Genomic DNA, 305 nt, shown 5'->3' with positions numbered 1-305 from the left:
GAAAGAGTAACAGTTTTAAACCAGACACCATCGGTATTTTATAATGTAATTGAAGAAGATCAGAAGTCCTCTGAATCCCAATTGGATTTACGTTATGTTATTTTTGGAGGTGAGGCATTGAGTCCGGGTAAATTATCATCATATAATTTAAAATACCCATCGACCAAGTTAATCAACATGTATGGCATTACAGAAACTACGGTCCATGTAACTTATAAGGATATTACAGCAAGTGATATCGTTTCTAATATCAGCAATATTGGAACAGCAATTCCGACCTTAAGGTGTTATGTACTTGATGATAA

General features: G+C 34.1%; 1 protein-coding gene. It reads left to right on the top strand.

Translation table 11 applies throughout. The annotated features are described in order from the left end of the window. On the top strand, nucleotides 1-305 hold a 305-nt coding region (locus SB679_RS23645; protein ID WP_410704704.1), incomplete at both ends, for an AMP-binding protein.

The sequence above is a fragment of the Chryseobacterium sp. SIMBA_029 genome (assembly GCF_046535275.1).
GTDB lineage: Bacteria > Bacteroidota > Bacteroidia > Flavobacteriales > Weeksellaceae > Chryseobacterium.
The sequence above is the reverse complement of the archived record's forward strand: the minus strand, read 5'-3'. Positions and strand labels throughout refer to the sequence as shown.